Annotated in this window: 16 protein-coding genes (1 of these 16 only partly in view); 7 read left to right on the top strand and 9 right to left on the bottom strand. The window is 35.3% G+C overall.

What is annotated here, in order from left to right:
- Window position 1 precedes the first annotated feature (1 nt).
- Window positions 2–832 carry an MOSC domain-containing protein gene (locus IPJ80_13425; GenBank protein ID MBK7914485.1) on the bottom strand — a complete coding sequence of 277 codons (831 nt, stop codon included), beginning with the start codon at window positions 830–832 and terminating at the stop codon, window positions 2–4.
- Between IPJ80_13425 and IPJ80_13420 the strand changes: the two genes are divergently transcribed.
- Window positions 819–2,432, top strand: coding sequence for a CTP synthase (locus tag IPJ80_13420; protein ID MBK7914484.1), 1,614 nt, complete (start codon window positions 819–821; stop codon window positions 2,430–2,432). The genes IPJ80_13425 and IPJ80_13420 overlap by 14 nt on opposite strands.
- Before the next feature lie 4 nt (window positions 2,433–2,436).
- Window positions 2,437–2,961 (top strand): TrmH family RNA methyltransferase, encoded by a 525-nt coding sequence (locus tag IPJ80_13415; GenBank protein MBK7914483.1) that lies wholly within the window; start codon window positions 2,437–2,439, stop codon window positions 2,959–2,961.
- A gap of 18 nt (window positions 2,962–2,979) precedes the next feature.
- Here IPJ80_13415 and IPJ80_13410 read toward each other — a convergent pair whose 3' ends face one another.
- The 4 genes from IPJ80_13410 to surE are packed head-to-tail and all read right to left on the bottom strand — an operon-like array spanning window position 2,980 to window position 5,874.
- A complete protein-coding gene (locus IPJ80_13410) occupies window positions 2,980–3,621 on the bottom strand; it encodes a hypothetical protein (GenBank protein ID MBK7914482.1) in 642 nt (213 codons plus the stop codon).
- Entirely contained in the window at window positions 3,605–4,747 is a 1,143-nt protein-coding gene (gene lpxB / locus IPJ80_13405) for a lipid-A-disaccharide synthase (GenBank protein MBK7914481.1), read from the bottom strand. Before lpxB ends, IPJ80_13410 begins: the two co-directional genes overlap by 17 nt.
- Window positions 4,744–5,055, bottom strand: coding sequence for a hypothetical protein (locus tag IPJ80_13400; protein ID MBK7914480.1), 312 nt, complete (start codon window positions 5,053–5,055; stop codon window positions 4,744–4,746). The genes lpxB and IPJ80_13400 overlap by 4 nt, the downstream gene beginning before the upstream one ends.
- Window positions 5,056–5,100: 45 nt before the next feature.
- Window positions 5,101–5,874 carry a 5'/3'-nucleotidase SurE gene (surE, locus tag IPJ80_13395; GenBank protein ID MBK7914479.1) on the bottom strand — a complete coding sequence of 258 codons (774 nt, stop codon included), beginning with the start codon at window positions 5,872–5,874 and terminating at the stop codon, window positions 5,101–5,103.
- A gap of 122 nt (window positions 5,875–5,996) precedes the next feature.
- Between surE and holA the strand changes: the two genes are divergently transcribed.
- From holA to IPJ80_13375, 4 genes are all read left to right on the top strand, one after another.
- On the top strand, window positions 5,997–7,001 hold the full coding sequence (gene holA / locus IPJ80_13390) for a DNA polymerase III subunit delta (GenBank protein MBK7914478.1): 1,005 nt from the start codon (window positions 5,997–5,999) through the stop codon (window positions 6,999–7,001).
- A 3-nt stretch (window positions 7,002–7,004) separates the two neighbouring features.
- Complete coding sequence (locus IPJ80_13385) at window positions 7,005–12,536, top strand: hypothetical protein (protein ID MBK7914477.1); 5,532 nt, start codon at window positions 7,005–7,007, stop codon at window positions 12,534–12,536.
- 6 nt (window positions 12,537–12,542) lie between these two features.
- On the top strand, window positions 12,543–14,906 hold the full coding sequence (pbpC, locus tag IPJ80_13380) for a penicillin-binding protein 1C (GenBank protein MBK7914476.1): 2,364 nt from the start codon (window positions 12,543–12,545) through the stop codon (window positions 14,904–14,906).
- A gap of 93 nt (window positions 14,907–14,999) precedes the next feature.
- Window positions 15,000–16,067 carry a PorV/PorQ family protein gene (locus IPJ80_13375; protein MBK7914475.1) on the top strand — a complete coding sequence of 356 codons (1,068 nt, stop codon included), beginning with the start codon at window positions 15,000–15,002 and terminating at the stop codon, window positions 16,065–16,067.
- Between the two features lie 62 nt (window positions 16,068–16,129).
- Here IPJ80_13375 and IPJ80_13370 read toward each other — a convergent pair whose 3' ends face one another.
- Entirely contained in the window at window positions 16,130–16,783 is a 654-nt protein-coding gene (locus IPJ80_13370; GenBank protein MBK7914474.1) for an LON peptidase substrate-binding domain-containing protein, read from the bottom strand.
- The gene (pepT, locus tag IPJ80_13365; GenBank protein ID MBK7914473.1) at window positions 16,776–18,023 is read right to left on the bottom strand and encodes a peptidase T; all 1,248 of its coding nucleotides are present in this window, start codon (window positions 18,021–18,023) and stop codon (window positions 16,776–16,778) included. The genes IPJ80_13370 and pepT overlap by 8 nt, the downstream gene beginning before the upstream one ends.
- 67 nt (window positions 18,024–18,090) lie before the next feature.
- Here pepT and IPJ80_13360 point away from each other — a divergent pair, with 67 nt between their 5' ends.
- Window positions 18,091–19,377: an NAD(P)/FAD-dependent oxidoreductase gene (locus IPJ80_13360; protein ID MBK7914472.1), complete on the top strand. Its 1,287-nt coding sequence runs from the start codon at window positions 18,091–18,093 to the stop codon at window positions 19,375–19,377.
- Here the strand turns inward: IPJ80_13360 and IPJ80_13355 are convergent.
- Complete coding sequence (locus IPJ80_13355) at window positions 19,367–19,906, bottom strand: hypothetical protein (protein ID MBK7914471.1); 540 nt, start codon at window positions 19,904–19,906, stop codon at window positions 19,367–19,369. The genes IPJ80_13360 and IPJ80_13355 overlap by 11 nt on opposite strands.
- 56 nt (window positions 19,907–19,962) lie before the next feature.
- Window positions 19,963–24,930 carry the end of an HYR domain-containing protein gene (locus IPJ80_13350; protein MBK7914470.1) on the bottom strand. Its footprint extends 25,308 nt past the window's final position, so the window shows 4,968 of its 30,276 coding nt (coding positions 25,309–30,276); the start codon falls outside the window, past its right edge; its stop codon occupies window positions 19,963–19,965.

Below are 24,930 nucleotides of genomic sequence, written 5' to 3'. Positions count from 1 at the left end.
ATTAGATTGGTTTAATATAACTTCCAAAATGAATTTTATTTGAATACATGCGGTAGGTTGAAAGGGTTTTTAAAGGTTCTGGTGTAAATGAAGCACTTTTTGATTTTAAGTTGATCATGATGCACCGTTCACATGGTTTTAAAAATTCAAATTCAATGCCATTAATTCGTATGTATTTCAATTGATCCTCATAATAAGGCTCAGGCAAATCTATGTAAATATTAGCTCTGAACCGTTCGGGTTCAATATATAAATTACACCTCTGACTTAGATCTGAAACCGATTTTAAATTGATTAAATGTACAGGATAACCATCCTGAAAGTTTAGCTGGAGCTCGTGATTTTTTTCATTTAATTGTTTGAATTTTAATCTACGGGCATTGGCTATTAGAAATACTTTAAAATTTAAAAACTCCGAAAACCAGTCAGAAGCTTCAAAATCCACCAGAGCTGCCTGCACGTTTTGATTCCATATTGAGGCTTCAACCTGTTTGATTGTATTTATTTTTTTTGAAATTTTAACATAACTTTCGGGTATAGAGGGGTCCAGGATTTTAAAGGAATTTTCTTCTTCAAATATCTTTAACAAATTAAGTTTTGGAAAATCTCTTTGGCTTAGCATTTGATAGTTTTCATTCACCAACATCCAAAATCTATCAAATTCAAGACCTCGATCATTTAGTTTTAAAGCTTTAACCGGAATTCCTGCAATTGATTTAACTGGATATATGTATAATAGATCAGAGAAGTATTCTGCCATAAATTCAAAAAATAGCCTAATTTTACGACCCGTAACAAAGTAAACTAAATACAATCTTATGGCAAAATACATTTTTGTTACGGGAGGTGTAACATCATCCTTAGGAAAGGGAATTATTTCTGCCTCATTGGCTAAATTGCTTCAGGCGCGTGGATTTAATGCTACCATTCAAAAATTTGACCCTTACATCAATGTGGATCCCGGCACCTTGAATCCTTATGAGCATGGTGAGTGCTATGTAACGGATGATGGCGCGGAAACAGATTTAGACCTTGGGCATTACGAACGATTTTTGAATAAGCCCACTTCTCAGGCTAATAATATTACTACCGGAAAAATATACCAAACAGTTATTAATAAAGAACGGGCCGGTGATTATTTAGGTAAAACAGTCCAGGTAATTCCACACATTACTGATGAAATCAAGCGACGAATTTCATTGCTTGGGGATTTAGGTTTTGATATGATTATCACAGAATTAGGTGGGACAGTTGGTGATATTGAATCTTTGCCTTACCTGGAAGCTTTACGTCAATTTAGGATGGACATTGGGCCAGAAAACGTGGTAACCATACACTTAACCTTATTGCCTTATTTGTCGGCCGCAAAGGAGCTCAAAACCAAACCCACACAGCATTCAGTAAAGGAATTATTGGAAGCCGGTATTCAGCCAGACATTCTTGTTTGTCGCACGGAAAGGCCTGTTACAGATGAAATTAAAGCCAAATTGGCCTTGTTTTGTAACTTAAAAGCAGAAAATGTTATAGAAGCATTGGATGCAGATACAATTTACGATGTGCCTCTATTAATGCTTAAAGAGCGTTTGGACGTTCGGGTACTTGAAAAATTGGGGATTCATACTAAAATGGAACCTGACTTAAAGAACTGGAAGAAGTTTTTAGGCCACCTTAAAAATCCAAGTGAATCTGTCCGAATAGGTTTAATTGGTAAATACAATGAATTGCCGGATGCATATAAATCTATCCATGAAGCATTTGTTCATGCGGGTGCAGCAAATGAATGCGATGTGGAAGTTGTTCCAATTCATGCTGAAGATATTGAAGAAGAAACAGATATCCGTAAATTATTGAAAGATCTGGATGGGATTTTGGTTGCTCCTGGCTTTGGTGAACGGGGCATTGATGGAAAGATACGCGCTATTGAATTTGCACGCACTAAAAAATTGCCATTTTTTGGCATCTGTCTTGGTATGCAGTGCGCTGTAGTTGAGTTTTGTAGAAATGTATTAAAAATAAAGGATGCATCTTCTACTGAAGTAAACCCGGGTACAAAAAATCCAGTAATTGATTTGATGGAAGATCAACGAAAAATTAAAACGAAAGGTGGAACCATGCGATTAGGAGCATATCCTTGCATGCTAAAAGAGAAATCATTAGCCCGGAAATGCTATAAATCGGATTTTATTTCAGAGCGCCACAGGCATCGGTATGAATTTAACAATAAATACCTGGATATTTTGCAAAAAAATGGCATGATCGCTACAGGAATTAATCCAGACAATCAATTGACTGAAATAATTGAGCTAAAAGAACACCCATGGTTTGTTGGTGTTCAATTTCATCCCGAATTAAAAAGCAGAGTAGAGTTGCCGCACCCATTATTTGTTGGGTTTATAAAAGCGTGCATCCTTTATAAAACTGGACGTAATTAATGTTTTGAAGAAAAAATCGCTGCTCGACCTAAACAGATTGGAGTTAGAGGACTTTCGTGCAATTCCAAAACGTCCTATCATTCTCTTTGCAGACCAAATACGATCGGGTCATAACATTGGTTCGCTATTTCGAATTGCAGATTCTTTTTTATTGGATTCTATTTATTTAAGTGAATATTGCGTCAAACCACCGCACCCTGAAATTGAAAAGTCTGCTATAGGAAGCACAAATAGTGTTGCTTGGGAAGCTGTAACTGATTCTATAATTTGTCTTAAAGATTTACAAAGTAAAGGCTATCAATTAATCGGAATCGAACAAACTGATCAAAGCCAATCGCTTGAAAAATTCAAAATAGATTTAAATGCTAAGTATGTTTTGATATTTGGAAATGAAGTAAATGGAATTAGTCAAACTATTTTAAATTTAGTAGATACATGTATTGAAATTCCACAATTTGGAACAAAACATAGTTTAAATGTAAGTGTGGCGGCTGGAATTGTAGTATGGCATTTTTTGGGAATTCATTAAATCAAGTGAATTCAGTGATTAGGGTTGAAGAAAATTATCACTTTTTTTACTTTGAATAAGAAATAAATTAAATAACATCATTCCTAAATTTCTAAATGCTTTTAATTCAGATGTATGAATCAATTTATTTTGATGGTATAATATAAAATAATAATTCATAGCCTCCATATTAAAAGAGTTTTGATCCAAAAGCAACTGTAATAGTTCTTCAGAAAAATAAAACCGAATGACTTCTTCGTATTCTCCTTTCAAATGAAATTTATCAGAATATTCTGGAAATTTTGCGAAATCAATATCATCAAAACCTAGAAAAGCCATTAAATTCGTAAAAAAAGATTCAGGTTTTTGTACAAATTGGGGCAAAGAAAGCTGCTTTGAATTTACGAAAAAAACTGTTTGCTCAAACCGCACTGCAGATTTTCCTGTAGAAACTACATATTGATAATCAAATAAATAATTTTCAGAATCAAAGGCCTTTTCTGTTAGTAGGTTTGAAATTTTCTGCGAACTTCCATATTTAAAGAGTCCAAAATCACTTAACTGTTTGATTAATCCGAAGTCATTTTGAGACTCGTACTTTAAATTTAATTGATTTGCAAGCACTTGAAAAGCAGCACTCCGTTCTTTTTCATTACCAAATAATTTATTTATAATTCTCATGCTTAAATTGTTCCAGGTCATCTATAATATGCTCAGCCACTTGGTTATAACATCCTTTTCCATCTAATAGTGAGGCAAGTTGCATTAAATCAGTTTTCATTCCAAGCCTCACTTTGGGATCTTTTAAATAATTGAGTTCCTTTCTAATGCTTTGTGCGTTGCAATTTTGCTGAATCATTTCGGGGACTATCTTTCGATTCACGATAAGGTTAACCAAGCTGATGTAATTCACTTTAATGAGTTTCTTCGCAAGACAATATGATAATTGATTGCCTTTATAGCAGACAATTTCAGGTACATTAAATAGGGCAGTTTCCAGTGTTGCGGTACCTGATGTTACGAGAGCATGATGACTTTGGTACAATAAATTGTATGCATCATCATAAACTACTGTGGCTTTAACTTCAGATTTTCTTAAATGAGATTCATACACTAATTTATGTTGTTTAAGACCTGCTACCACGATTTGAAAACCGGATTCATCTTTTAGCGATTCAAGAAATACAGGTAACATTGAATTGATTTCTTGTTTTCTGCTTCCGGGCAACAAAGCAATAATGGATTGATTGCTTAAGTTGTTTATTCGTCTGAAGTCAGGGTTAAATTTAAAATTCCTTATTCTTTCAACTAAAGGATGGCCATAATAATGCACAACCATTCCATGTTTTTTAAAATATTCTTTTTCAAAAGGAAGGATTACGTAGAGATTCCTTAAATATTTTTTTAATTTCTTAACCCGACTTTCTTTCCAGGCCCATACTTGCGGAGCAATGTAATAATATACAGGAATGTTATGATCAAACGCCCAAGCGGCCATTCTTAAATTAAATCCTGGATAATCGATTAAAAGAAGGCAATCCGGTTTCCAATCATGTATAATTTTTTTAGTAGTCCTGAAAAAGCCAAGAATTTTGAATATATTTTTAAATACTTCTGAAAATCCCATAAAATTGGTTTTTTCATATCGTATATCTATGTGTGCACCCGCATCAACCAATCGGTCTCCTCCCCAACCTCTAACTGAAATACCAGGATTTACTTCTTTAAATCTTTTAACCAATTCAGCTCCATGTAAATCTCCGGATGCTTCTCCTGCTATAATATAAATTTTAAAATCTCGACTCATTGCAACAAATCAAAACCATAGAAGTACATCCATAATATTACATAAATAAGAGTAGGGAAGACAATTCCCCGCATGGCTTCAAGAAATAGATTGCGATTAAATAGCTGAAGTGGAATTACATTGCAAATTATAGCGATCAATGCAATAGTGCGTTCCCGGAAATTAGAACTCATTCCCAAGGGATTAAAAATTCCCCAATGATCTAATTGATCATAAATTACTAATAAGATCCCATAAGATGCAAATGGAACACACAGTCCGATGATAATTCCAAAGATTACCTTATTGTAATTTCTATTAATTGTCATAGTTATTGTATATAATTCGATTTCAAATTTAATATTGTAAGTTAATTAGAGGTTTTCAAAAGATTTATTTGCTTCAATTGCTTTATAAACGGTCAAATCATGTCCTGAAGGTACCATGCTGATGTAGCCATTTTCTAAAGCCCAGATATCAGAATCTGTTCCTAAATCCGAAGATACAAATTTACCTGTTAACCAATAATAGGGCTCATTTCTGGGATCTTTGGCTTCCTTAAATTCTTCATCCCATCTGCCTTCTGCTTGTTTACAAACCTTGATTCCTTTGATTTCGTCCCTTTTTAATTTGGGGATATTTACATTCAACAAATTACAATTTTGAATTCCCTCTGTTAACGCTCGTTCTATGATAGCACATACATATTCGGAAGAGGCCTCAAAATCTGCTTCAAATGAATAATCCAATAATGAAAATCCGATAGAAGGTATGTTTTCTAATGATGCTTCCATTGCTGCGGACATAGTTCCTGAATAAATAATATTAATAGAAGCATTTGATCCATGATTTATTCCTGAAAGACAAATAGATATAGGCCTGTCCTTGAGAATTACATTCTTAGCCAATTTAACACAATCCACAGGTGTTCCTGAACATTCGTAAGCATCCATGTCTTGAAAGGTATGAATTTTATTCAAACGGATTGGTTGATTTATAGTAATTGCATGTCCCATCCCGGATTGAGGACTGTTGGGAGCCACGATAACAACATCACCGAATTTGGAAGCAGATTTGGCAAGCGATATCAAGCCAGGAGCAAAAATACCATCATCATTGGTTACTAGGATCAATTTTTTAGCTTTCATAACATGCGAATCGGGCTTAAAGATAAGAAGCGATTTTAAAGCATTTCAGAATTTAGAAAATTACACCCTATAAGGTAAATTTAATGCTGCCGTCCATTAACTTTACAGATAGAATTATAGGAATGGAATTCAAAGAAGTATTAAAGGAAATAGCTGGAAATCAATTAAAACCAGTTTATTTGATCAGTTCCGATGAGCTCTATTTTATGGATAAACTAATCCATTTGGTCACAAATAATTTGTTGCCCAAGGAACAACTTGATTTTAACTTGTCCTCCTTGTATGGGAAGGAAACAAACATTAAAAATGTATTAGACCTAGCCAGGGAGTTTCCTTTTTTAGGTGATCGCAAAATCATTTTAGTAAGAGATGCTCAGGACATAAAGGATTGGGATTTGTTAACTGCGTACTTAAAGAAGCCCAATCCATCTACAATACTCTTTGCATTATTTACTAAGAAACCAGATGGGAGAGCGTCCTGGGTAAAATTCGCAAAAGAAACAGGCTATTGGCATGAATGGAAATCTTTATCTGATTACCAGCTGCCTGCTTTTTTAATTGAGTTGTCCAAGGAAATGCAATTAAAATTTGAGGAGCAGGCATTGGCACTTTTACTGGAATATGTTGGAAATGATTTATCGACCCTGGCAAATGAATTGGAAAAATTAAAATTGAATGTTGTAAAAGGAACAACTATTGGCAAATTAGAGATCGAAAAGTATATTGGGGTTAGTAAAGAATTTAACGTATTTGAATTACAGAAATCATTAAACGCTAAAGATCATGCTAAAAGTTTTCGAATTTTTCATAATTTGGCTATTCATTCAAAGTCAAATCCAATTATCGCAACTATTGCATCTCTTTTTAATCATTTCAATCGAATTTGGCTAACTAAATTGAATTTTAATAAATCTGATGATGAATTAAGCAAATTGTTAAAACTTCCATTTAAGAATTTTGTGAAAGATTATAGAGAAGCAGCTTCAAAGTATTCGTTAACTCAAATAGAAGAGGTTATCGATTTTTTAAATGAATATGATTTAAAATCAAAGGGATTATACAATCAATCTACAACAGAAAAAGATTTGTATATTGAAATTGCATTAAACTTTAACCAACTTAATTAATTTATGATGAGATTTAATATAAAATGGAGTCTACTAATTTTAACATTTTTATTGACTTCACAATGTGCAAAGAAATCATCACTTTCCATTCAGAATAATCCTGAGGCATATAAAAATTACATTTTGGCTTATTCATCTGGATTGCTTAAGCGAAATGAACAGTTTAGAATTGAATTTTCAAAACCTGTAATTGCAATTGATAAAGTAAATCAAGCGGTCGACCCTTCGTGGTTTAATATTACCCCAGCATTAAAGGGAAGCTGTAATTGGACTTCCATAAATTCATTAGAGTTTATTCCTGACAAAACAGACCTTAAAGCTAATCGGGATTATGAATTTAATTTGGATTTAAGTTATTTGTTTCCGGAGATTGACAAATCGATTAAAAATATATCAATTGGATTTAGTTATGTGCCAATAAGTCTAAACTATTCCTGGTTATTTCCAAGACCTGAACCCGTAGAAAATAATGCGATGTATCTGTCCGGCACTATAGAAACCAATGATCATATTGATCCTTCAAAGCTTATAGAAGCTGTCAAAGCCCATGTTGGACCTGATCACCTGGAGTTGAAACCAGAAATTTCTACCAACCCATCCAATCCATTTAAATACGACATTATCATTCGTCATATTCCTAAATCGACCCAATCAACTGAATTGAATTTAGAGTGGGATGAATCATTTGGTCAAGAAAATTCATCCATTACCAGCACTAAAATTAGAATTCCAGGTATTGACGATTTTGAAGTTACAGGAGTTGATGAAGCATTAGTTGATGATAATTTATTGACAATCTATTTTTCTAATATTTTAAATGCAAGTCAAGATGTTCGAGGTTTGCTTCGTTTTAAAGACGATTCTACCAACTTAGAAATAAACAAAGAAAAAGATTTTATTCAAATTCGTTTTCCAGATTATTGGCAAAAAACGGAAGGCGTATTAGTTGTTAATCGAGCAGTTAAATCTGATAATAATAAAGAATTAAAAGCAGACTTTGAATTTCATTTTTTGGTAAAACCAAATGCACCGCAGGTCCGATTTGTTTCAAAGGGAAGTATTTTACCCTACACAAAAAATATTATTTTGCCATTTGAAGCTATCAATTTACATACTATAGAAGTTGAAGTATTTAAAACATTTACAAATAATGTATTGTACAGTTTTCACCTTGGGATTGATAATGAGTATAGTTCGGATAACCTGGTAAGACTAGGCAAAGTAATTAAACAAAAAGTGTTTAATCTTGCTAATCTGGCACCAGGAAGCAATGAAAAAGACTGGAAGCGATATGGTTTGGATTTGAGTGAATTAATTGAAAGTGAACCTGGGGCCTATTATCAAGTTCGCATCACATTTAAACCGTCTTATAGTAACTATACCTGTGAAAAAGAAAAGCCTGAAATTCCTGAGGATTTTTACCAGACTGAAACCGGTGATCCCAATATTAAATCCTTATGGCGGGACTATCCGTATTGGCACTATAATGCCGATGAAGATGAAAATGCTTATGATGTAGACAACCCATGCAATATTGAATATTATAGCAAAGAACACTTTGCAAGTGCTTCATTTTTTGCATCTAATATTGCGCTTTCAGTTAAGGCTGGAAATGATCCCGGACAGACTTCAGCTTTCGTTTTTGATGTAATTGACGGAACTCCTGTTAAAGGGGCTGAAATACAATATTTTGACGCACAACTACAGGAAGTTAGCCATACGATTACAGATGGAAATGGTTTAGCAATCTCTGCTATTGCGAGTTTGCCATCATTTGTAATGGCTAAATACAAAGATCACTATGCGTATTTAAAAATTAGTGAAAGCAGATCCTTATCTCAAAGTGAATTTGATATAAGTGGCACCAGTGTTCAGGAAGGATTAAAAGCATCCCTTTATACAGAAAGAGGAGTATGGAGGCCTGGGGATACAGTGTATTTGAATGCAGTGCTGCATAATATCCAAATGGGATTACCAGAACAATTTCCTATAGAACTTACCATCAGAAATCCAAATGGTCAAAAAGTATATTCTGAGACCAAATCAAATCATTTACTCGGACTTTATGCATTTGTTATTCCCATTCAATCTAATGCGATAACAGGCTTGTATGCAGCTACTGTAAAGGCAGGTCCTTCAATATTTGAAAAAAACTTATTAATTGAAACAATTAAGCCCAACCGATATAAAGTGGAATGGCCTGGAATTGAATCAAAAGGTCTTGAAAATTTAACAGATAAAACAACTATTCGTGCCTCCTGGCTGCATGGAGCACCTGCCAATAGGGCTTTAGCTAATATTAAGTGGAAGTATCAATTAGTCGCTCCTGCCTTTTCAAAATTTAAAGAATACGAATTTATAGATCCGGTATCTGCACGTATTTCGGGCGAATTGGAGCTTTTCAATTCAAACTTAAATGAAAGCGGTTTAGCTGAAATAAAAATACCGAATTGGAAATTTAGTAGTAACACCGGAAAACTTAAAATTAATTTGATTTCTAAAATTAGTGATAACACCGGCGAAATCAGTACAGATTATTACGAGACCAATGTTTCTCCATTTAAAGAATTAGTTGGAATTAAACTCCCTTCAGATGGGCAGTTTAAACATTTAGAAATCGGCACAGAGCAAGAAGTTCGATTGGTAGCAGTGGATTCAGAAGGAAAACCAATTGCCAATCGAAAGATTAGTATTGAATTATTTAAAGTTGAATATCAATGGTGGTATGAATTAAGAAATGGAAGTACTGGTGAATATCAAAATTGCAACTTTAAAGAACGTGTTTTGCAATCTACCGTAACAACTGACAATAACGGACAGGCTAGCTTGAAATTGAAATTGGATGATTACGATCGCTATTATATCCGTGCAAAAAACATGGCTAGCGGATATTTAACCGGTGATTATTTTTATACGGGTTATGGTTATAATGCAGATCAGAAAGAATTTGTAAATATCCTTTCTTTTAAAACGGATAAAGAACAATATCAAACTGGGGAGAAAGTAAACGTGGAGTTACCCGGTGCAAATCAGGGATATTATATTATAAGTTTATTAAGAGGTTCCAAAATTCTAAGCTGCAAATCGGTAAATGCTACAAAAGTCAAAACCAACTATAGCTTTGACATTACCAGTGAAATGGCTCCGAATATTTATGTGGACATTAGTTATGTTCAAGGAAGAACTTCCAAAAAGAATGATTTGCCTTTAAGGATGTATGGCGTGATACCGGTAAAAATTGAGGATTCAGGTAAGAAATTGAGCCCTGTAATTAAAATGAATGAATCGCTTCGTACTGATGAACCATTTACGATTGAAGTATCTGAACAAAACAATAAAGATATGGCTTATCAATTGTTTATAGTTGATGAAGGCTTATTGAATCTGACTCGTTTTAAAACACCGAATCCATATAATGATATTATGTCAAAAGAAGCATTGTCTATTTTGACATGGGATAATTTTAACGAAGTAATTGGCGCAATGGATGGTGAATTATTGAAAATATTTAGTGTTGGTGGAGATGAAGCCTTGCAAAAAGTTCCAGAAGAAGATAAAAACAAACGATTTAAACCAATCATATTGCGAAGTGCTCCAAGTTATTTGGCAAAAGGGGAAAAGCAAAAGCATACATTTACAATAACCAACTATTTTGGTGCAGTTCGAGTTATGGTACTTTGTAATTCAAATACTGCTTTTGGTTCAACTGATAAATCTGTCCAGGTCAAAAATGAGTTGATGGTTCAATTAACAGCACCCAGAGTGTTTGCATTTAATGATGAGCTAGAAATTCCAGTGACTGTATTTGCTCGGGATGCAGCAATTAAGGATGTTAATCTTAAATTTGAAATAAATGGTAAGGCAGCATTGAAGTCACCAGCTATAAAATCAATGCAGTTTAAAACTACGGGAGACCAGACAGTTTATTTTACAATCAAAGGAATTGGCGAAATAGGAAATGCCACGATTACTGCAACTGCAAGCGCAGGTAAATATAGTTCTAAATCACAGGTTTCACTATATGTTGACAATCCAAATCCTGTAAGCCATGAAGTAAAAGAATTCTGGGTTGAGGCCGGAAAGAGTATTCAGGAGCAGATTCCTCCATTTGGAATGAATGGAACCCGGGATGTAAAAATGGAAGTATCCGGAATTCCTGGATTGTCTATAAGAAATATGATTGATAAATTGTTAAACTATCCACATGGGTGCATTGAGCAAACCATTTCTGCAGCGTTTCCTCAAATTCTACTTAATAATTTATTTGATTTAAATCCCAAGCAAAAAGAAGAAGCAAATTACAATGTGCAAAAAGCGATTGAAAAATTGAGATTGTTTCAACTTGCAGATGGATCGTTTAGCTATTGGCCAGGCTCACCAAATTACTCAGATTGGGGTACTTCATATACAGGTCATTTTATGATAGAAGCTAAAAAAGCTGGTTTCAGGGTGCCCGAAGATCTATTACAAAATTGGTATAAATTTCAAAAATCAAAATCAAATCAATCTTTAAAAATTCAAAAAAATACGGAGTATTGGTATCCTACTAATTTTGCATATCGTTTATACACAATGGCTTTATTAGGTAAACCTGATTGGAGCGGCATGAATCAGCTATATACAGCCAAGACGGACAATTATTTTTCAAAAATATTACTTGCTGGTGCTTATGCCATTTCAGGTAAAAGAGACATTGCAGAGACCTTATTGAATCAGGGATCCTATGAACTTAAAACATATCGGGACGATTATTACAATTACGGTTCCGATATTCGGGATGAGGCGATGATTGCACAAGTGTTAGCTATCTTAGATAAAAACCAAGAAGCATTAATGCTTCTAAATAAGTTAATTAAACGTACAAAAAGTGATTATTACTCGACCCAGGAGCAATCCATGATGTTAATAGCAATTGCTACATTAAGCGGTAAAAGCAAGTTGGGTAAAATGGATTTTGAATACAGTTGGAATGCTGCCAAAGCTCAGATTCAATCTGAAAAAGAGCTATATGATGTTATATTTGAACCAGCTTCAAAGCAAGTATTTTCATTTAAAAACAATTCACCTCGTCCTGTAGCGGTTAAAATCATTCAGTATGGTAAAGATGTTGTAGTAACTGACCAAAATAGCTCTAAAGGCATAAAAATGAATGTTGTAATGCCTGCCAAAGGCAATGTTTTACAAATTGGTGACGAATTGGAAGTAATAGTAAGCATAACCAACAGTTCTGTTATTGGCCGCATTTCAAATATTGCCTTAACAACGGTGTTTCCTTCAGGTTTTGAAATTGAAAACAGAAGGGTTGCAGGATTGAATGACACGAAAAGTCAAGTGGACTATCAGGATATCCGTGACGACAGGGTTTTGAGTTATTTTGATCTGAATTCTAATCAAAGCATTGAGTTGCGTTTTTATTTAACTGCAGCATATCCTGGAAAATACATTGCACCTTCATTCTATTGCGAAGCCATGTATGATCCTTCAATTTATTCAAAATTCAGAGCTGGGAATTATACTATTGTTCCTCGAAAATAATTTGTATTGAGAATTATTTATGGTGTATTGACGGTTCTATTTGGATTGTTTATAGCTATTGTTATTGCTGCTCCTTATTTTTTTAGGGATTTGGAATTTTCAAAAGTTTTATACAGTCGGGAGCATAAATTACTTGGTGCCCAAATCAGTAAGGATGGTCAATGGAGGTTTCCAGCTACCCAATCAATTCCTGAAAACTATGCTCAATGCATAGTGAATTATGAGGATAAGCGATTTTATACTCATATTGGCATTGACCCTATTTCAGTCTTGCGTGCACTTTATCAAAATTTTAAAACCGGTGAAATAAAATCAGGTGGTTCAACTATTACCATGCAATTGGCTCGTCTGCTTTTAGGGAATCCAAAAAGAAGTATTTTCAATAAGATTAAAGAGTCGTTGCTTGCTATTGGCATTGAATTTAATTTCAACAAAAGTGAAATATTGAATTGGTATACTTCATTAGCACCTTACGGAGGTAATGTAGTGGGATTAAAGGCTGCGCTTTGGCGATATTTTCAAAGAGATGAGGTCGAATTGAGTTGGGCTGAGGCAGCTTTATTAAGTGTGTTGCCTAATCAGCCATCTTACATACACCTGGAAAAAAATAGAAAATTATTATATTTAAAACGCAACCGTTTGCTCTCCGTACTTTTTTCTAAAGGATTCCTTGACAAATCACTCTATGAATTATCCATATTAGAAGAGATCCCTGATAAAATATTTAATATGCCTCAGGTTTCAAATTTGTTATTGTCGTATTTAATTTCAAAATACCCTCAAAAACATCAATTCAATTCTACGATTGATGCATCAATTCAAACTAAGTTTTCAGAAATAAGCATAAAGTATACGAAAGCATTTAAGCAAAATGAAATTCATAATCTGGCCATTTTATTAATTTCTAATCAAACGGGAGAGGTATTGAGTTATTTGGCCAATAGTTCGGATACTTCAAAATCACTTCGTAATAACAAAGTTAATAATATTCATTCCTTAAGGAGTTCAGGCAGTGTATTGAAACCTTTATTGTTTGCCGCTGCATTAGATAGAGGAATCATTAGCACGAAGCAGCTTCTAGCAGATATTCCCACTTTGATTTCAGGCTTTAGACCAGAAAATTACTCACGGATGTTTCAGGGTTGCGTACCTGCCGACCAATGCATTCAACAATCCTTAAACGTTCCTGCTGTCCGATTGCTTCAGCAATATGGAGTTCCTTTATTTTATGATAAATTAAAAGCATTAGGATTTACAAGTCTGTTTAGACCTGCCAGCGACTATGGTTTAGCATTGGTTCTCGGTGGGGCAGAAATAAAGCTTTGGGATTTAGCAAATGCCTATGGAAATTTAGCAAATCAGTTGATGGTTTTTCAAAAATCAAATGATTTATCAGCTCGTAATTGGAACATGCATTTATTGTTGCAGGATTCAGAATCAGTGAAATCGGAAATTGCTAATAGTTCAATTTCTAAATCTTCCCCTTCAGTGCTTTCTCTGGGTGCAATTTCATTGATGATTCAGACCATGATGGGGACGGAGATGTCAAATGAGCAAAATTCAAATTATTATAATTCTAAAAGCAATAAAATTGCTTGGAAGACAGGCACCTCTTTTGGATTTAAGGACGCCTGGTGTGTTGGATTATGTCCTGAATACACCGTGGTGGTTTGGGTAGGTAATTCAAGTGGATTGGGAAGGCCCGGATTAATTGGGCTGCATACAGCCGCGCCGCTTTTATTTGAATTATTTGGACAACTTAATTGTTCATCGTCCTGGCCCATACCTTATGGTGAAATGCATCCTATTGCGGTTTGTAAAACCAGTGGGTATCTTCCTTCTCCAGCATGTGTAGAAATAGATACTATATGGAATCCGGTTGAAATTAATGAATTGGATGTTTGTCCTTATCATCATTCGTATTATGTTGATGAATCTGAGAAATTCAGAATTTTTAATGATTGTGATTTGAAGGGTCATTTGAAAAATTATTTTGTACTTCCTCCGGTTATGGAATTATATTATAAAATAAATAACCCGGGATATGTCTCCATTCCGCCTGTTAGAAATGATTGCAAATCATTTCAGGATCAACCCATCAATAAAATGGAGTTTGTATATCCGGATAAAGGAACCGAAGTTTTTATTCCAGTTGATTTAACAGACAATACACAAAAAATTGTTTTAAAAGCAACTCATAAAGAGCATCAAGCACATATTCACTGGTTTATTGATGGTGTTTATTTGGGCTCTACTGAAGCAAACCAACATGAGTGGGCTATAAACCCGAAAATCGGAAAACACCAGATTTACATAATGGACGATGCCGGTGAGTCAGCAACCGTTACGATTAACTGCCATAAGAGGTAAAAGCAAACAATTTGTAGGCGATTTGAGCGTTTATATTGTAGCTATTAATATATTATAAATATTTGTTATATATTTGCATTTGAAATCCATACTATGACTTTAAAAAGTGTCATTTGGCTGATTTTGTTCCCGCTTTCACTTTGTGCCCAAGCCCCTAAATTTAGCAATGATTTTCTGAATATTGGGGTAGGAGCCCGTGGAATGGCATTGTCAGGAGCCGTTTCAGCATCTTTAAATTCAGTACAAGCAGCCTATTGGAATCCAGCGGGATTAATTAATATCAGTTCAAAATTTCAAGTTAGTGCCCAGCATGCTGAATGGTTTTCGGGTATAGGAAATTATGATTACGTTGGTTTTGGAAAAACCTTAGACGATCAGTCTTTAAGTTATGGCAGTATAAGTTTAATCAGAATGTCTATCGATCAAATTCCAAATACACTTCGATTGCGAGGACCAGACGGAAGTATTGATTATAGTCGGATTGAAGAATTTAGTGTAGCTGATTATGCACTATTGGTTTCTTATGGAAGAAAATTGAATAACAGTCCATGGTCTGTCGGGATAAATACTAAAATAATCCATAGAGGATTTGGCTCGTTTGCAAAATCCTGGGGATTTGGATTTGATGCAGGCGTTCAGTATAGGAAAAATAAATGGAGCCTTGCTTTAATGGGAAGAGATATAACAACCAGCTTCAATGCGTATTCATTTTCTTTTAGTACAGAGGAAAAAGCAGTGCTTCAGCAAACCAATAATTCTATACCCTCTAATTCTGTTGAATATACCTTACCTAAAATCGTAAGTGGCATTGCATATAATTTTAAGTTGATTGATAAAATCGGATTGTTGACTGCTGTTGATTTAGAATGGTCAACAAATGGAACTGAAGCCTCTTTAATTTCATCCAATCATTTTAATGTAGACCCCAAAATTGGAATTGAGTTGGATTACAATAAGCGAATGTTTTTAAGACTTGGAGCAGGAAATTTTCAACGAACGTTGGCGGTTGACGGAAGTGGCTCAAAAGAATTATCATTTTATCCTACAGCCGGATTAGGCATTAAAGTTGCAAAAATTACAATTGATTACGCAATGACTAATATTGGCAATGCAGGTATTGGATTGTATTCACATTTTTTTTCACTAAATCTTGATTTTTAGATTTGAGTATTTAATGCTCTATTTATTTGAGTTGGAATCTTATTAATTCTATTTTAGAAATTTCAGCTGATTCCCTTTATAGATTCTTTTCCAAAATTGCGAAACTCGCCATTCATATTCATGTTTTTTAACCATTCTTTTCGTGTTGTGCTTTGAGCAATCATGAGTTCCAATTGATTTAGTAATTTTTGAAGTCGTTCATTTTCAGTTTTAAGAGTACTAAATTGATATTCCTCCTTTAAAGTAAAACCAACATAATGGCCTAATTTATAACTTCTAAATTGTTCCCAAAGAATGGAATGATAGGGTTGTGCTTGATTGATTTCACATAGAACCCCAAATTGCTGTTTAATTTTATCTAATAATTCTTGGTCACCTATACTGATATCATCTATTGCCTGGGCATCTATGGCTCCATATAGTTTTCCTGACCAACGATTGTGCAATGCAACATTTTTAACTTGACCAATGGCTTCCAGACGTATATCAAATCGTCCATCCTCATAGGTTTTTACAATTTCTTTTAGTCTAACCAGTGTCCCGTATTCCTGAATTCTATCATCAACTATTGGAAGGATAGCAAAAACAAGACCTGTATCAGAGCAATCTTGTATTAATTGCTTATAACGTTGTTCGAAAATATGAAGTCTGATTTCTTCATCTGGAAAGACCACTACAGGAAGTGGAAATACTGGAATTTTAAGAACTTTATCCATTGCGTTCCCAAATTTGACAAATTCTTACTATTACTTCCGCTGCTTTTTGCATGTCTTGTTCACTAACCCATTCTTTTTTTGAGTGGATCGCTTGTTCGCCCGCAAATAAATTTGGACAAGGAAGTCCCATAAAACTTAATTTACTACCATCGGTCCCGCCTCGAATCAAGCCTTTGTTGGGTTTAATTCCAGCTTCAATCATTGCCAATTCAGCATATTGAGTAACCTGAGGGTGGTCAATTAATATCTCTTTCATGTTTCTGTATTGTTCTGAAACTGAAAAAGTATAATTACTACCAGGGTATGTTAATAAAACCTGCTTTACAATTTGCTCCAAGACATCTTCATGTTCTTTAAGTTTCTTTGTATCAAAATCTCTAATAATCAAATAGATTTTAGCTTTTTCCAATTCGGCTTCTAATTTAACCGGGTGGACAAAACCTTGCCTACCTTCTGTAACCTCCGGAGCTAAATATTCTTTGGGCAGGGATGAAATAATTTCAGATGCAATTTTAATTGCATTTTCCATTTTGCCTTTAGCATAACCGGGATGAGTAGAAACCCCTTCAATCGTTATATGGACTGCATCAGCAGAAAATGTTTCGTCTTCTAAATCCCCGAGCGGGCCTCCATCTAAAGTATAGCCATAATCTGCATTTAATTTTTTCATGTCGAGGTAAGCTACACCTTTTCCAATTTCTTCATCAGGTGTAAAAAGTATTCTTATCGGTCCGTGTTTGATCTCAGGATGATTTTTTAGATACAAGGCTGCTTCCATAATGGCGGTAACGCCTGCTTTATCATCTGATCCCAATAAGGTGAGTCCACTGGCAGTAATTATGTTTTCACCTGTCTTTGAATTTAAAAGAGGGTAGTCATTTGGAGTAATTACAATTGAAGGATCATCTGGAAGAACTATGTTTTGCCCGGAATAGTTTTTATGCAGCAAGGGTTTTACATTGCTTCCACTACAATCAGGTGCAGTGTCAACATGGGCACAAAAGCAAATGGTAGGTAGGTTTTTATCACTATTTGAAGGAATCGTGGCAAAAACATATCCGTAATCATCTAGCTCAACCTGCTCAATTCCAGCTTCTTTAAGTTCATTATAAAGAAGTTTCAATAAATCAAATTGCTTTTTGGTTGATGGATACTCCAATGAAGCAGGATCTGATTGTGTATCAATCATTGCATATCTGATAAAACGTTTAGCGGTGTCCACGAATTCAGTAAAAAACATAAATGCGGATTAATTGTTATTTTAAGTGAAACTGATATTAAGGTGTAAAAATAATCAAACTTTAACAATGCCCTTTAACATTCCAAATTCTAATAAACCTAGAATTGTGATAATTGGAGGCGGTTTTGCTGGATTTAAATTTGCTAATCGAATTGATAGTAAAATTTATCAAATTGTGCTCATTGATAAAAATAATTATTTCCAATTTCAACCCCTTTTTTATCAGGTTGCAATGTCTGGAATTGAGCCAAGCTCAATCTGTTTTCCATTGAGAAAAAATTTCAGAAATAAAAAGGACATATTCATTCGTACGCTTGATATTGCTGAAATTGATCCGATTCATAAAGTTATTTATACTGATACTGGATCCCTGGTATATGATGTATTAATAATAGCAACGGGTTCTCAAACTAACTATTACGGAAATCTGAATTTTGAAAAGTATACAATTCCTTTAAAATCAGTATCAGAAGCTCTGTATCTGAGAAATTGCATTTTAAATGATTTAGAGCAAGCTGTTTTAAGCAATGATGCCAGTGCTCAAGAACGATTGATGAATATCATAATTATTGGGGGAGGTCCAACCGGGGTGGAACTGGCTGGGGCACTTTCTGAAATGAAAAAACATATCTTGCCAAAGGATTACCCGGATCTTGACGCTTCTAAAATGCAGATCCATTTAATCCAGGCAAGTTCCAGATTACTTGATACAATGACTGAAAAAGCATCCCTAAAAGCTTATGAAGAATTAACTAAAATGGGTGTATGCATTCATTTGAATACAAAGGTTACAGATATTAAAGAGGATCAACTGGAACTTTCAAATGGCTTGTTCTTAAAAAGTCAAAAAATTATTTGGGCTGCCGGTGTTGTCGGAACTGCCATCAAAGGACTTGAAGTTGCTCACAATGCTCCCGGTAGAAAAATATCAGTAAATCAATATTGTGAAGTTCCAATATGGAAGGATGTATATGCGCTTGGTGATATTGCCTATATGGAAACGGCTAAATACCCTTCAGGGCTTCCAGGATTGGCACCAGTTGCATTGCAACAAGCCAGTTATTTGGCCAAACGACTAAATAAATCTAATTTAAAAAATCGGCTAGCTTTTAATTATTGGGATAAAGGAAGTATGGCTACCATTGGACGTTCAAAAGCAGTACTACAATACAAGAGCTTGTTTCTAAGTGGATTCATTGCGTGGATTGGCTGGCTTTTTGTCCATATTTACTACCTGATAGGCGTACGAAATAAACTGATTGTGTTTATAAACTGGCTTTGGAATTATATAATTTACGATCAGGCTTTGCGATTAAATATAAAGCCTAAAATACCACAATCCACTAAGCAATAATTAATTTTTCTAAGTAATTTACATTGCATTTATTTTCACCAAAGTCGCCGAGAAACAAGCCTCCGGCTAACCACCAATGTCTTGAAGTAGATTTTATTAAATAAGTAACATGCTTATCAGTTGTATCTAACTGTTTAATTTCAATATGTTCACTCTTCCAAAAATCTTCCTTTAAATCAATATCAATTATATTTTCCTGAATTGAAACCGTACTTTCAGAAAATTTGTAATCATATTTAATACGATTAATCAAATCAGAAAGTTTTAATTTACTAATAGTAATTTTTTGATATTCTGGAATCAATGATAATTTTAAATCAGAATTATCAAACGCCAATCCATGCGAACGATAATTAAGAAATTTAAAGCTAAATAAAAAAATTGTCAAACCAGATGCAGTAAAAATCCAGCGATGCAGATCAACTTCAATTACAGAATAAAAAATAATATTTGATATTAATGTACCTATTGTAAATAATAAACTTACAAGTATAAATTGCTTAAATAAGTAAAGAATTCCTGTATTCATATTAACAATAAGAATCAAACCTCAGCCTTTTAAAAACCAAGGTTTGATTCCGAACATTATTTCATTATCAATAAAGTCTGAACTGACTTTCCTGCATTATTCTTCAATACAATTCGGTAAACACCCGCGGCTCCATTCTTAAATTCATTGGAGTTCATGGATAATCGTTCAGTATTTCCAGTAATCCGTTGCATCCAAACTTTTTCACCCATTAAATTGTAGATTTCCAACGTTCCATCTTCTACGATGGCATCAAAAACCAAATCAAATACACCAAAATTTGGATTTGGAACGATGCGGAAAGGCAAGCCGTTTTCTGGATCATTTGCATTGCGTTCCGAATCATCCGAAGTATCACCAAGAAGTCCTTTAAATACATCCGGATATCCTAGCAATCCTTCCGGACACGATTTACAAGGACCGAGGTATTCATTCGGCCCCGGATTATTAACCCAGGTTAAATAGTTTACACAGGTCGTGGTACATTTTCCATTTGTGCCAATTTTAGCTATGTACACGCGATTTGGATTGGTACCGCATTTCCAGGTACTCTTGACTTTAGGGAAGATCGGTGGGAATTTACAGTCGGGCTTTCCATCCCCGTCGTTGTCTACTTTATCATCACCTCCTGGACAGATATCGCATACATCCCAAACCCCATCACAATCAGAATCCTGAGTATTGGATATCGTTACAGTCGCAGTACAGGTACTCGTATTTCCTGTAACATCTCTTGCTTCAACCGTCACTGTGGTTACTTTGCTGCTTGAGCATGTGAAAGTATTTGGAGTTACAGTTTTCTTGGTAATACCACAATTATCCTTTGCAAAAGAAAGGACACTATCTGCTGTAATTGTTTTGGTACCACTTGGAGGTAATACAATGCTAATGTTTTTACAAGTCAATTTAGGTGCTAAACCATCCCGTATTTTTAAATCTGCTTCGCAAGTATCAGATAATCCTGTAGAATCCGTAACAGTTAAAATGACCTTTCTTGAAGGAATGTCATCGCACCCATACACGTAGCGATTTAATTTCATCGATTTAATTCCGCAGTTATCAGTTGAACCGGCATTGATGTTATTAACGGTTATAGTGTAATTACCGGTGGAATCCAATAGGATCGAATCGCCTTTGCATCGTGCCACTGGAGGTTCAATTTCAAAAATTGTAATTGCAAATGAACAAGTTGATGTATTGCCACAATTATCTGTAGCTGTCCAAATAATAGTATGTACTCCAACAGGAAGTTGCACACCTGATAATGTACTATTGTTGTTCCAATTATTTCTAACAGTTGAAGGATCAAAACAGTCATCGGTTGCTGTTGCATCCAATTCATTATTTATAACCGTGTAATGACATTTAGTGGTATCTGCTTTTCTAGACAAAGAACTTCCAGATGGACAAGTAATTACAGGACCCAAGGTGTCTTTAATTGTAATAACCTGTTTAGTGCTTCCAACCTTAGCATTGCCACATTCATCAGTAACGGTCCAGGTTCTATAAACTTTCGAAACACAATCGGCAATAGCTGCAGAATCACTGTAAGTAGCAGTAGGATTTTGATCACACGCATCGCTGATATTAGTAGGATAACCCGTTATATCTGGTACATCATCAAAATCACAAAGCTTCGCATCGCGATATCCCTGAATTTGGAAATTGTCAATATGAAGATCTTTTGGATCTGTATTTGAACCACCGGAATATCTAATCCTGATATAGAATTGAGTCGGATATGAAATTCCAGGTACAGAAGCCGTGCATTCAACCCAGGTACCTGTAGTCAATGCGGTGTTGCTGAAGGTGGTCCAATTTGTTGCATCGGTACTCACTTCCATGATTAAATTGGTTGCGCTGCCTGTTCCTTTGCGGAATGCCTGAACATAAACTTTGAAATTAGTAAAGGCCGCAAGATTACGTCCTGAAATATTGAACTGCCAATTACCTCCTGATGAGAAGGAATTTGCAACAGTTAATGCTTTTCCAGCAACTGGATTATTTGCAAAAGCCAAGCCGGCAGAAGGAGTACCATTCGTACGCATAAATGGATTTACTGAATTTGACATGATTGAAGTAATTCCACTATACAGTTTTGGTGCTAAAGAAATATAAGAATTTCCAAAATTGAAATCATAATTAACCAAGGTTGCAGTACCGGCATTGGTACGCTTGTTATAAATTATAATATCATTAGGCATCGTAAATGTCGGCGCTTTGTTATCGATCAGGGTAATGGTTTGAACACAATCATCAGTACCTCCACAACGATCCGTTATAGTCCAGGTTCTATTGATTACGTAATTGCCTGAACAATTTCCTGGCACGACTTGATCCTGATAAGTTATAGTACCATTATCGCCGCAACCATCGATACCGGTTGCATTACCGGTTCTTGCTGGTAGCGTAGATTCATCACAATTGATAGTAATATTATTTGGACAGGTAATCTGAGGTTGAGCTAACGGAATTACTGCAAATGTGGCAGAACAAGTTTTTGGAGATTCACAACTACTTGTCACTGTGAATTGAACTGTTTTGGTTCCACCACAAACATTTGGTGCACCGCTGTTATTATTTGCAACAGTTACATTGCAACCTCCAGTAGTTTTAATGCTGTTAAGCCAATTTACAAAAGCAGTATCTACATCAAATTGTGTTCTGCAACCATTTAAGTTTAAATCAATTGGACAAGTTACTGTTAAAGGAGCTGGCGCCGTGACAGTAAATGTGGCGCTGCAAGTCACTGGATTTTCACATGAGCTGGTGGCAGTAAAAATAACAGTTTTGGAACCACCACATGCCGCAGGAGCTCCATTATTATTATTTGTAACAACGGTATTGCAACCTCCTGTAACATTTAAAGTGGCTAGCCAATCTGAAAACTTCTGATTGATGCTGGCTTGTGTTTGACAAGCTGCTTCTGTTACATTGACAGGACAACTCATGGAAACTGCCGGTGCGGTTGTAACTGCAAATACGGAAGAGCATGTCACGGTAGTTTGGCAATCAGAGGTGACGGTAAATGTTACGGTAACTGAACCACCACAAGCATTTGGTGCCCCATTATTATTGTTTGAAAGCACACTATTGCAACCACCTGCTACAGATGCTGTTGCCAACCATGCAGCAAACTTTTGATTTATTTGGGCAGTAGTTTGACAAGCGGCTTCAGTTTGATTGTCAGGACAGGTTAATATAACCTGAGGGGCATTGGTTACTGTAAAAACAGCAGAACATGTTTTAGCAGATTCGCAATCTGACGTTACTGTAAATGTTACAGTTGTAGATCCTCCGCATGCTTGTGGAGCACCTGTATTGTTGTTTGTCAAAACAGGATTGCATCCACCTGAAGTTGATACCGTTGCTAACCAATTACTAAATTTAGTATTGATCTGTGATTGGGTCTGACAAGCAGCTTCAGTAACATTATTTGGGCAAGTTAAGACTACTGCCGGTGCCGCAGTTACAGTAAATGTTGCAGTGCATGATTTAGGATTTTCGCATGTTGAAGTTACTGTAAAAGTCACAGTAGTACTACCTCCGCATGCCTGAGGCGCACCCACATTATTGTTTGAAATACTTGCATTGCATCCACCACTGAAATTCACTGTATTCAACCAGTTATTAAATTTAGTATTGATACTTGCTTGTGTTTGACAAGCAGCTTCTGTTACATTGCTAGGACAATTCAGCACAACAGGTGAACTTAATACCGTGAAACTCGCAGTACAAGATTTCGGAGCTTCACAATCTGAAGTAACTGTAAAGGTTACTGTTGTTGATCCACCGCAAGCATTAGGCGCTCCGGTACTGTTATTAGAAAGCGATCTATTGCATCCACCTGAACTTGATGCAGTTGCCAACCATGCATTAAATTTAGAATCTATTTGTGCTTGTGTTTGACATGCAGCTTCAGTAGCATTAGAAGCACAATTTAACACAACAGCAGAAGCATTTGTAACTGTAAAAGTGGCGCTACAAGTTTTTGGAGCCTCACAATCTGAAGTTACAGTAAATGTTACAGTGGTTGAACCACCACATGCATTCGGTGCACCTGTATTGTTATTTGCAATGCTGGCATTACATCCGCCACTAAAACTTACGGTAGCCAACCAATTTGTAAAACTTGTATTGATTTGACTTTGAGTTTGACAAGCCGGTTCGGTAACATTGTTAGGGCAAGTTAAAACAACCGCAGGTGCAGCTGTAACAGTAAATGTTGCCGTACAAGTTTTTGGTGCTTCACAATCAGAGGTCACTGTAAAAGTTACCGTTTTACTTCCACCACAAGCAGGAGGCGCTCCATTATTATTGTTAGAAATACTTGCATTGCATCCGCCACTAAATGAAACAGTGTTTAACCAATTTGCAAACTTACCATCTATCTGTGCCTGTGTTTGACAGGCTGCTTCGGTTAAATTATTTGGACAAGTTAAAACAACTGTTGGAGCTGCTGTCACAGTAAAGCTTGCAGTACAAGTTTTTGGAGCTTCACAATCTGAGGTAACAGTAAAAGTTACCGTTGTAGATCCACCACATGCATTCGGTGCACCTGTATTGTTATTTGAAAATACAGGATTACATCCACCACTTGTTGAAACGGTTGCCAACCATGCGTTGAACTTTGAATTAATAGTAGCCTGAGTTTGACAATTTGTTTCGGTGACATTTGATGGACAAGTCAAAATTACTGTTGGAGCAGTCGATACGGTAAATGAAGCCGTACAAGTTTTAGGAGCTTCACAATCTGATGTAACTGTAAAAGTCACCGTTGTAGATCCACCACAATGATTTGGAGCACCTGTGTTGTTATTGGTGAAAACAGGATTGCAACCTCCAGAAGTAGAAACGGTCGCTAACCAATTATTGAATTTGGTATCGATTTGAGCTTGAGTCTGGCAAGATGCTTCTGTAACATTGTTAGGACAAGTCAAAACAACCGAAGGAGCTGCAGTTACAGTAAAGCTTGCAACACATGTTTTAGTTGTTTCACAATCAGAAGTTACGGAAAACGTAAC

This window comes from Saprospiraceae bacterium (assembly GCA_016714025.1).
Lineage (GTDB): Bacteria > Bacteroidota > Bacteroidia > Chitinophagales > Saprospiraceae > Vicinibacter.
The sequence above is the reverse complement of the archived record's forward strand: the minus strand, read 5'-3'. Positions and strand labels throughout refer to the sequence as shown.